Annotated in this window: 8 protein-coding genes; 5 read left to right on the forward strand and 3 right to left on the reverse strand. The window is 43.4% G+C overall.

Translation table 11 applies throughout. The annotated features are described in order from the left end of the window. Positions 1-30 precede the first annotated feature (30 nt). The 4 genes from SPADD19_RS05105 to SPADD19_RS05120 all read left to right on the forward strand — a co-directional run bounded on the left by SPADD19_RS05105 (position 31) and on the right by SPADD19_RS05120 (position 5,302). Entirely contained in the window at positions 31-1,938 is a 1,908-nt protein-coding gene (locus tag SPADD19_RS05105) for an ABC-F family ATP-binding cassette domain-containing protein (RefSeq protein ID WP_061455432.1), read from the forward strand. Beyond that, a complete protein-coding gene (locus tag SPADD19_RS05110) occupies positions 1,939-2,811 on the forward strand; it encodes an XRE/MutR family transcriptional regulator (protein ID WP_061455433.1) in 873 nt (290 codons plus the stop codon). A gap of 25 nt (positions 2,812-2,836) precedes the next feature. Continuing rightward, complete coding sequence (locus tag SPADD19_RS05115; protein WP_061455434.1) at positions 2,837-4,015, forward strand: MFS transporter; 1,179 nt, start codon at positions 2,837-2,839, stop codon at positions 4,013-4,015. A 108-nt stretch (positions 4,016-4,123) separates the two neighbouring features. Then, positions 4,124-5,302 carry an MFS transporter gene (locus SPADD19_RS05120; RefSeq protein WP_061455435.1) on the forward strand — a complete coding sequence of 393 codons (1,179 nt, stop codon included), beginning with the start codon at positions 4,124-4,126 and terminating at the stop codon, positions 5,300-5,302. Positions 5,303-5,335: 33 nt separating this feature from the next. On the opposite strand, the gene SPADD19_RS05125 is transcribed toward SPADD19_RS05120, so the two are convergent. The 3 genes from SPADD19_RS05125 to murT are packed head-to-tail and all read right to left on the reverse strand — an operon-like array spanning position 5,336 to position 7,762. Then, the gene (locus SPADD19_RS05125; RefSeq protein ID WP_024056107.1) at positions 5,336-5,620 is read right to left on the reverse strand and encodes a lipopolysaccharide assembly protein LapA domain-containing protein; all 285 of its coding nucleotides are present in this window, start codon (positions 5,618-5,620) and stop codon (positions 5,336-5,338) included. A gap of 10 nt (positions 5,621-5,630) precedes the next feature. Continuing rightward, positions 5,631-6,419, reverse strand: coding sequence for a lipid II isoglutaminyl synthase subunit GatD (gene gatD / locus SPADD19_RS05130; RefSeq protein WP_061455436.1), 789 nt, complete (start codon positions 6,417-6,419; stop codon positions 5,631-5,633). Continuing rightward, entirely contained in the window at positions 6,419-7,762 is a 1,344-nt protein-coding gene (gene murT, locus SPADD19_RS05135; RefSeq protein WP_061455437.1) for a lipid II isoglutaminyl synthase subunit MurT, read from the reverse strand. The genes gatD and murT overlap by 1 nt, the downstream gene beginning before the upstream one ends. A gap of 103 nt (positions 7,763-7,865) precedes the next feature. Here murT and cdaA point away from each other — a divergent pair, with 103 nt between their 5' ends. After that, positions 7,866-8,714: a diadenylate cyclase CdaA gene (gene cdaA, locus SPADD19_RS05140; RefSeq protein WP_061455438.1), complete on the forward strand. Its 849-nt coding sequence runs from the start codon at positions 7,866-7,868 to the stop codon at positions 8,712-8,714. The last annotated feature ends 2 nt before the right edge of the window (positions 8,715-8,716 follow it).

Consider the following 8,716-nt stretch of genomic DNA (forward strand, 5'->3'; position numbering starts at 1 on the left):
AATCTAGGAAAAAGATAGTAAAATAGGGACATGATTATTTTACAAGCCAACAAAATTGAACGCTCTTTTGCAGGGGAGGTTCTTTTTGATAATATCAGCCTGCAAGTGGATGAACGGGACCGGATTGCCCTGGTTGGAAAGAACGGAGCCGGTAAGTCAACACTCTTAAAAATCTTGGTGGGAGAAGAAGAGCCGACTTCTGGGGAAATCAATAAAAAGCGTGACCTTTCTCTCTCTTATTTAGCCCAGGATAGCCGCTTTGAGTCGTCCAATACCATCTACGATGAGATGCTCCATGTCTTTGAAGACCTCCGTAAAACGGAGAAAACTTTGCGGCAGATGGAGCTTGAGATGGGTGAAAAAACTGGGGCTGACCTAGAAAAACTCATGCAGGACTATGACCGTCTATCGGAAGAATTCCGTCAGGCAGGTGGTTTTACCTATGAGGCAGATATCCGTGCGATTCTCAACGGCTTCAAGTTCGATGAGTCCATGTGGCAGATGAAGATTGAAGAGCTGTCTGGTGGGCAAAATACCCGTCTAGCTCTGGCCAAGATGCTCTTAGAAAAACCAAATCTCTTGGTACTGGACGAGCCAACCAACCACTTGGATATTGAGACCATCGCCTGGTTGGAAAATTACTTGGTTAATTATAGCGGAGCTCTTCTCATTGTCAGCCACGACCGGTATTTCCTAGACAAGGTCGCCACCATTACACTGGACTTGACCAAGCATTCCTTAGATCGCTATGTCGGTAATTACTCCAGTTTTGTGGAGCAAAAAGAGCAAAAATTGCTGACCGAAGCCAAGAACTACGAGAAGCAACAAAAAGAAATCGCGGCGCTGGAAGACTTTGTTAATCGCAATTTGGTGCGGGCGTCGACTACCAAGAGAGCCCAGTCTCGGCGCAAGCAGTTGGAAAAAATGGAGCGCCTAGACAAGCCTGAAGCTGGGAGCAAGTCTGCCCATATGACCTTCCATTCCGATAAGACATCGGGCAATGTCGTCCTGACAGTAGAAGAGGCAGCCGTCGGCTATGACGATCAAATCCTATCAGAGCCTATCAATCTGGATATCCGCAAGATGAATGCAGTCGCCATTGTGGGACCAAATGGAATCGGGAAATCGACCTTAATCAAGTCCATCGTTGGGCAGATTCCTTTTATCAAGGGAGAAGCCCGTTTTGGGGCCAATGTCGAGGTGGGCTATTATGACCAGACCCAAAGTAAACTGACGCCACACAACAGTGTCTTGGATGAGCTATGGAATGACTTTAAACTGACGCCAGAAGTAGAAATCCGCAATCGCCTAGGAGCCTTTCTTTTCTCTGGGGATGATGTCAAGAAAACCGTCGGCATGCTGTCGGGTGGAGAGCGGGCGCGCTTGCTTCTAGCCAAGTTGTCTATGGAAAATAACAACTTTTTGATTCTCGACGAGCCGACTAACCACTTGGACATCGATAGCAAGGAAGTGCTGGAAAATGCCTTGATTGATTTTGATGGGACCTTGCTCTTTGTCAGCCACGACCGTTACTTTATCAATCGGGTGGCTACACAAGTCTTGGAACTCTCAGAAGAGGGCTCAACTCTTTATCTAGGAGACTATGACTATTATCTGGAGAAAAAAGCTGAGTTAGAGGCTCTTGCTGCAGCACAAGCAGAAGCAGTGCCTGTTTCTTCGATGGAAGAAGTCGCTAGCAATGACTATCACTTGCAGAAGCAAAACCAGAAGGAACTCCGGAAAATCACTCGTCGCATTGAGCAATTGGAAGCGGAGATGGAAGAGCTGGATCAAAAAATCCAAGACATCACCGAAACCATGCATAGCACCAATGATGCAGCTGACTTAGTTCAACTGCAAAGCGAGCTGGATCAACTAACTGTCCAGCAGGAAGCAGTCATGGAAGAATGGGCAGAACTGTCAGAGCAGGTGGAATAGATGGAAGATCTTGGAAAAGTTTTTCGTGAATTTCGAATCAGTAAAAATTATTCGTTAAAAGAAGCTGCAGGAGAAGCTTGCTCGACCTCCCAGTTATCCCGTTTTGAATTGGGGGAGTCGGATCTGGCTGCTTCTCGCTTCTTTGACATTTTGGACAATATCCATGTGACAATTGAGAATTTTATGGATAAGGCCAGAAATTTTCAACACCATGAGCATGTCGCCTTAATGGCTCAGATTATTCCGCTTTACTACTCAAATGATATTGCAGGTTTTAAAAAGCTTCAAAGAGAACAACTTGAAAAAGCCAAACATTCCACCAATCCTCTCTATTTTGAGCTGAACTGGATCCTGCTACAAGGTCTGATTTGCCAGAGAGATGCCAGCTACACCATGAAGCAGCGTGATCTGGATAAGGTGGCGGATTATCTCTTTCAAACGGAAGAGTGGACCATGTATGAGTTGATCCTCTTTGGCAATCTCTACAGCTTTTATGATGTGGACTATGTTGCTCGCCTTGGGAGAGAAGTGATGGAGCGTGAAGATTTCTACAAAGAAATTGGTCGCCATCGAAAATTGGTCTTAATTCTGGCCCTGAATTGTTACCAGCATTGTTTAGAACATCGTTCTTTTGAAAATGCCAGTTATTTTGAAGCCTATGTAGAAAAGATTATCGGGAAGAGCATCAAGCTCTACGAACGCAATATCTTTCATTATCTCAAGGGATTTGCCCTGTATCAGAAGGGGCAAACAGAAGAAGGCCGGCAGCAAATGCAGGAAGCCATGCATATTTTTGATGTGCTGGGACTGCCAGAGCAGGTGGCCTATTATCAAGAACACTTTGATAAATTTGTAATAGATGAATGTTCCTAAATAGGACAGAGATAAAGGAGATTTTATGAACCGACATGCGGTCCAATTAATTAGTCGTGGAGCGATTAACAAAATTGGAAATATGCTCTATGACTATGGGAATAGTGTCTGGCTGGCCTCGATGGGGACTATAGGAAAGACGGTATTAGGGATCTATCAGATTTCTGAGTTAGTGACAGGGATTCTCGTGAATCCTTTTGGAGGAGTGATTTCAGACCGTTTTTCTCGTCGCAAGATTTTGATGACGACCGACCTGGTTTGTGGACTCCTTTGTTTGGCGATTTCTTTTATCACAAATGATAGCTTGATGATTGCGGCTCTTATTTTTGCCAATATTGTTCAGGCCATTGCCTTTGGTTTTTCTCGACCTGCCAATAAAGCTATTATCACAGAAGTTGTGGAGAAAGAAGAGATTGTAACCTATAATGCTCACTTGGAGTTGGTCTTACAGGTTGTTAGTGTCAGTTCACCTGTTTTTTCTTTCCTAGTTCTACAATTTGCCAGTCTTCATGCGACCCTCTTACTGGATGCGCTGACCTTTTTCATTGCCTTTGTTCTAGTGGCTTTCCTTCCGAAAGAAGAAGCTAAGGTGCAAGAGAGGAAACAGTTTACCGGGAAAGATATTTTTTCTGATATCAAGGATGGGTTAGACTATATCTGGCATCAGAAAGAGATTTTCTTTCTCTTATTAGTGGCTTCTAGCGTCAATTTCTTTTTTGCAGCTTTTGAGTTTTTACTTCCCTTCTCGAATCGTCTATACGGGGTTAAAGGAGCTTATGCGACCATTTTAACGCTGGGAGCTATTGGATCTATTCTAGGAGCACTTGTTGCCAATAAAATGAAATCAAGTATGAGAATTCTCCTGTTTTTACTGCTTTTGGCAGGGATAGGAGTGTTCATAATGGGCTTGCCCCTTCCACCTTATCTTTCCTTTTCAGGAAATCTGGTCTGTGAATTTTTGGTGACCATTTTCGACATCCACGTTTTTTCCCAAGTACAAACCAAGGTGGAAGATGATTATCTAGGTAGAGTATTGAGCACAATTTATACCTTGGCTGTTCTCTTTATGCCCATCGCCAAAGGGTTGATGACTTGGTTGCCAAGCGTCCGTATGGAATCATTTCTCTTGATTGGAGCTGGGGTTATTCTCTTTTCACTCTTGGCTCAGCTAGTAGCTAAGCAGCTTCAATCAAAAGAACAGTAGGCATCCTTCGATAAATTTGTAAAGCATTAATTTTCCCAAATAGGGGACAAAATGAAAACCTCTTTCATGAACTGATACAATAGTTTCAGAAAATGAAGGAGGTTTTTTATGAATCGACATGCTATCCAGCTGATTGCTCGTGGGGCAATCAATCGAATGGGAAATATGCTCTATGATTATGGGAATAGTGTTTGGCTGGCCTCGATGGGGACGGTGGGAAAGACGGTATTAGGGATTTATCAGATTTCTGAACTTGTCACCTCCATTCTAGTCAATCCATTTGGTGGCGTGATCTCAGACCGTTTTTCCCGACGCAAGATTTTGATGACAACCGACTTGGTTTGTGGTCTCCTTTGTTTGGGCATTTCTTTTATCAGGAACGATCGTTGGATGATTGCAGCCCTGATTGTTGCCAATATTGTTCAGGCCATTGCCTTTGCATTTTCTCGTACGGCCAACAAAGCCATTATCACTGAGGTCGTAGAGAAGGACGAGATTGTGACCTATAATGCCAGCTTGGAGCTGGTCTTACAGGTTGTTGGTGTTAGCTCACCTGTGTTCTCTTTCCTTGTTTTACAATTTGCCAGTCTCCATGCGACCCTCTTACTGGATGCACTGACCTTTTTCATCGCCTTTGTCCTAGTGGCATTCCTTCCCAAAGAAGAAGCCAAAGTTCAAGAAAAGAAACGGTTTACGGGAAAAGATATTTTTTCGGATATCAAGGATGGACTGCACTATATCTGGCATCAGAAAGAGATTTTCTTCCTTCTATTGGTGGCTTCCAGCGTCAATTTCTTTTTTGCGGCTTTTGAGTTTTTACTTCCCTTTTCCAATCGCCTTTACGGGGTCAAGGGCGCTTATGCAACCATCTTAACCTTGGGGGCTATTGGCTCCATCATCGGAGCCTTGATTGCCAATAAATTTAAATCAAGCATGGAGATGCTTCTCTTCTTATTGATTTTAACAGGAGTGGGAGTTTTCATGATGGGCTTGCCCCTTCCTCACCTTCTTACCTATTCTGGAAATTTAGTCTGTGAACTCTTCATGACGATTTTTAATATTCACTTTTTTACCCAAGTGCAAACAAAGGTGGAAGGAGACTATCTGGGCAGGGTCTTAAGCACCATTTTTACATTAGCCATTCTCTTTATGCCTGTGGCTAAAGGCTTGATGACCTGGTTACCAAGTGTCCGCATGGTATCTTTTCTTTTCATTGGTGCTGGAGTTATTCTCTTTTCACTATTAGCACAAGTAGTCGCAAAAAAATTGCATGCAAAAAGTCATTAGAAAAGCATGAAAAAAGCACCGTTCGGTGCTTTTTTAGTTGTTATTTTTTTCTTCTATTTTAACTTCTTTCTTTTCTTCCTCCAGTTGCTTTTGAGTGCTCTTGAGTTCTTTTTTTAGGGAGAAGCCCTTTGAAAAATTAACCAAGGTCATGACAAATGCACCCAAGAGGACACAGAGCAAGATCAGAATGATCAAGGGCAATTTAAATTGGACCAAGAGGAAATTCACAGTGACTGATTGCATGTTTGCAAGGGAAATACCAGCAATCAATAAAATTAAAAGTAATAAAGCAATGTAGTGTAGATTATTTTTGTTCATCATTATCTCCTTATTGTTCAGTCGGTGCCTTGCTTTTCACATCAGCGTATTCTTCCGGCTGCTCTAGACTTAGAATCTCCTCATAAGCCGGTAGGGAAAGGTCCTTGCCATATTTATTTTTTAAGGCAGTGCTCACTAGGCGATAGGCCAAATTGGCATTTCGGGACAAGATAGGACCGTGGAAGTAGCTGCCAAAGACGTTCTTGTAATGAACCCCTTCGCACCCATCTTCTTTGTTGTTCCCATTTCCATAGACGACCTTACCCAGCGGTTTTTCATCCTCTGCCAAGAAGGTCCGACCTTGGTGGTTCTCAAAACCATAATAGGTTTCGTTAAATTCTTCGTTATGGATTTTGATGTCACCAATATAGCGGTTGTTGACTTGATTGAGCGTATAGTGGCCCATAATACCGAGCCCTTCAATGCGTTTGCCAGAAGCTTCAATGTAGTACTGGCCTAGAAGCTGAAAGCCACCACAGATAGCAAGGATCACACCATCTTCATCAATAAAGCGCTCGAGGTCTTCTTTTTTATCTGGTAGATCTTCTGATACAATGGTCTGTTCGTAGTCTTGTCCTCCACCGAAAAAGGCGATATCATAGGCATCAGGGTCGAACCGGTCTTTGAGAGAGATGATATCCACTGTGACATGGGCTCCAAGTTTTTCTGCAACGTACTTGAGCATGAGGATATTCCCATTGTCCCCGTAGGTATTCATTAAGTTGCCATAGAGATGGGCAATGCGCAGGCTGTAAGGATACTGTGCCTGATCAGAAGATTCTAGAGAAGTATAAGTCATTAGTGCATCTCCTTTTCAATCAGGTGTTCTTGGGCCAAAATCTCACGGAATTCAAGCATGGCCGTATAAGTGGCTAAAATGTAAGCGTGAGGGGTTTCTTGTTGCTGGATGCGTTGGAAAACCTCTTTTAATTCAGCCATTTCTGTGATCTGATCAGCAGGATAGCCAGTGACCCGAAGTCGCCGAGCAATCTCAGAGTGGCGCACCCCGCCAGCGTTGATCTCTGGAATGTCCATCTGAGTGATTTGCTCGAAGTCGGCATCCCAAATCCAGCTGGTATCAATCCCATCTGCATAATTCGCATTGAGGAGAACCGACAAGCTAAAGGGATAAGGGGCTAGTTTGATCATTTCAATGGCTTGGGTCGCACCAACCGGATTTTTAATCAGGACTAGGGTACATTCCTTATCCCCAATCTTAAAGGTTTCCTGGCGACCAAAGACAGCGCGACTGCGATCAAATCCTTGCTTTATCACTTCAGGTTGAACCCCAAAGAATCCAGCAACGGAAACAGCTGCTAAGGCATTATAGATGTTGTAGAGACCACCGATATTGATGTGGTAATCTTGCCCTTGGATCCGGAATTGGGAAGAGCGCTGGGTTAATGAGAGGAGATCCGATACGGCATAAGTCAGAGAAGGCCTGTGGAAACCACAGTGCTCACAGATATAATCCCCAAGATTAGCATAGGTATTGAGCTTGTACTGGAGGATGTTGTGGCAATGCGGACAGAGGATTCCTTCCGTATTGTAATGAGCTAGTTGTGGCTCTGATTTGTCAGTATCAAATCCATAATATTGGATCGGATTGGATAAGGTCTGACTATTAAAGAGCGGACTATCACCATTTAACAAGACTGTTGCAGTTGGGACCTTGTGAATAGCATCCAAAATCATTTGGTAGGTCGTATAGATCTCTCCATAGCGGTCCATCTGGTCCCGGAAAATATTAGTGACCACAAAAAGGCTGGGCTTAATATAATCACAAATCCGAGAGAGGCTGGCCTCGTCAATTTCAAGTACCGCAATCGGTCGATTTGCTTTCGAATGCTTAGCACGTAAGAAGGTCGTTGTAATCCCAGAGATCATATTGGCCCCACTTGGATTGGTCAAAATAGGTCCAAAAGCTTCTTGGAGAATACCTACGGTTAGCGCAGTGGTCAGGGTTTTTCCATTTGTCCCTGTAATCACAACAATCTCATAGTTTTTTGCCAGTTGACTGAGAATATCTTTATCAAATTTGAGGGCTACTTTACCTGGTAGGGTTGATCCCCGCCCCATCTTTTCTAGAATAGAGCCGGAAAGCTTTCCTGCCAGAAGGCCCAAGGTTGTATTTATCTTCATAAATCATATTTTATCATAAAAAGCATCAGAAGGTTACAGAAAAATCTGTTGAAACGTGTTATAATAAGATGATGTCTTTTAGAGAAGTGGTAGGTATGAGAATATGAATATTCAACAGTTTTCAAATCCACAATTTTGGACCAGTTTGTTCCCAAATTGGTGGAGTGTTATTATCAATATCATCGATATTGCCCTGGTGGCTTGGTTGCTGTATTTTTTGATCAAAGCCATCGTCGGGACCAAGATCATGATTTTGGTGCGTGGGGTCATTATCTTTTTCTTGGCTCAATTTTTAGCCAATTTTTTGGGTTTAACGACTATTTCTTGGCTGATCAATCAAGTGATTACCTATGGGGTTATCGCGCTGGTTGTGATTTTCTCCCCTGAAATTCGGATTGGCTTAGAGCGTTTAGGTCGGGCGACAGAATTTTTTACGACGAGTGAAGTCAGTCAGGAAGAGAAAATGGTACAGGCCTATGTTAAGGCAGTGGCTTATATGAGCCCACGTAAGATTGGTGCTTTGGTAGCTATTCAAGGGGCCAGAACCCTTCAGGAATACATTTCCACAGGGATTCCACTAGATGCGGAAATTTCAGGAGAATTGCTGATTAATATCTTCATTCCTAATACTCCTCTGCACGATGGAGCCGTCATTGTCCGCAATGATAAAATCGCTGTTTCTTGTGCCTACCTGCCCTTGACCGAAAACACTGGAATTTCAAAAGAGTTCGGAACGCGTCACCGCGCAGCCATTGGTTTGTCTGAAGTTTCGGATGCCTTTACCTTTGTGGTATCAGAAGAAACGGGCGGGATCTCTGTGACCTATAATGGAACTTTCCGACACGATTTAACTTTAGAAGAGTTCGAGGCAGAATTGAGAGCCTTCTTGGTTCCTGAAGAGAATAAAACGATTAGTTGGAAAGAGCGTCTTTTTGGGAGGGTGACAAAATGAGA

The sequence above is a fragment of the Streptococcus parasanguinis genome (assembly GCF_001578955.1).
GTDB lineage: Bacteria > Bacillota > Bacilli > Lactobacillales > Streptococcaceae > Streptococcus > Streptococcus parasanguinis_U.

What these genes read in the sequence shown, in the direction of transcription:
- SPADD19_RS05105 (WP_061455432.1), top strand. Translation starts at nt 31, where the DNA reads ATGATTATTTTACAAGCCAACAAAATTGAACGCTCTTTTGCAGGGGAG.
- SPADD19_RS05110 (WP_061455433.1), top strand. Translation starts at nt 1,939, where the DNA reads ATGGAAGATCTTGGAAAAGTTTTTCGTGAATTTCGAATCAGTAAAAAT.
- SPADD19_RS05115 (WP_061455434.1), top strand. Translation starts at nt 2,837, where the DNA reads ATGAACCGACATGCGGTCCAATTAATTAGTCGTGGAGCGATTAACAAA.
- SPADD19_RS05120 (WP_061455435.1), top strand. Translation starts at nt 4,124, where the DNA reads ATGAATCGACATGCTATCCAGCTGATTGCTCGTGGGGCAATCAATCGA.
- SPADD19_RS05125 (WP_024056107.1), bottom strand. Translation starts at nt 5,620, where the DNA reads ATGAACAAAAATAATCTACACTACATTGCTTTATTACTTTTAATTTTA.
- gatD (WP_061455436.1), bottom strand. Translation starts at nt 6,419, where the DNA reads ATGACTTATACTTCTCTAGAATCTTCTGATCAGGCACAGTATCCTTAC.
- murT (WP_061455437.1), bottom strand. Translation starts at nt 7,762, where the DNA reads ATGAAGATAAATACAACCTTGGGCCTTCTGGCAGGAAAGCTTTCCGGC.
- cdaA (WP_061455438.1), top strand. Translation starts at nt 7,866, where the DNA reads ATGAATATTCAACAGTTTTCAAATCCACAATTTTGGACCAGTTTGTTC.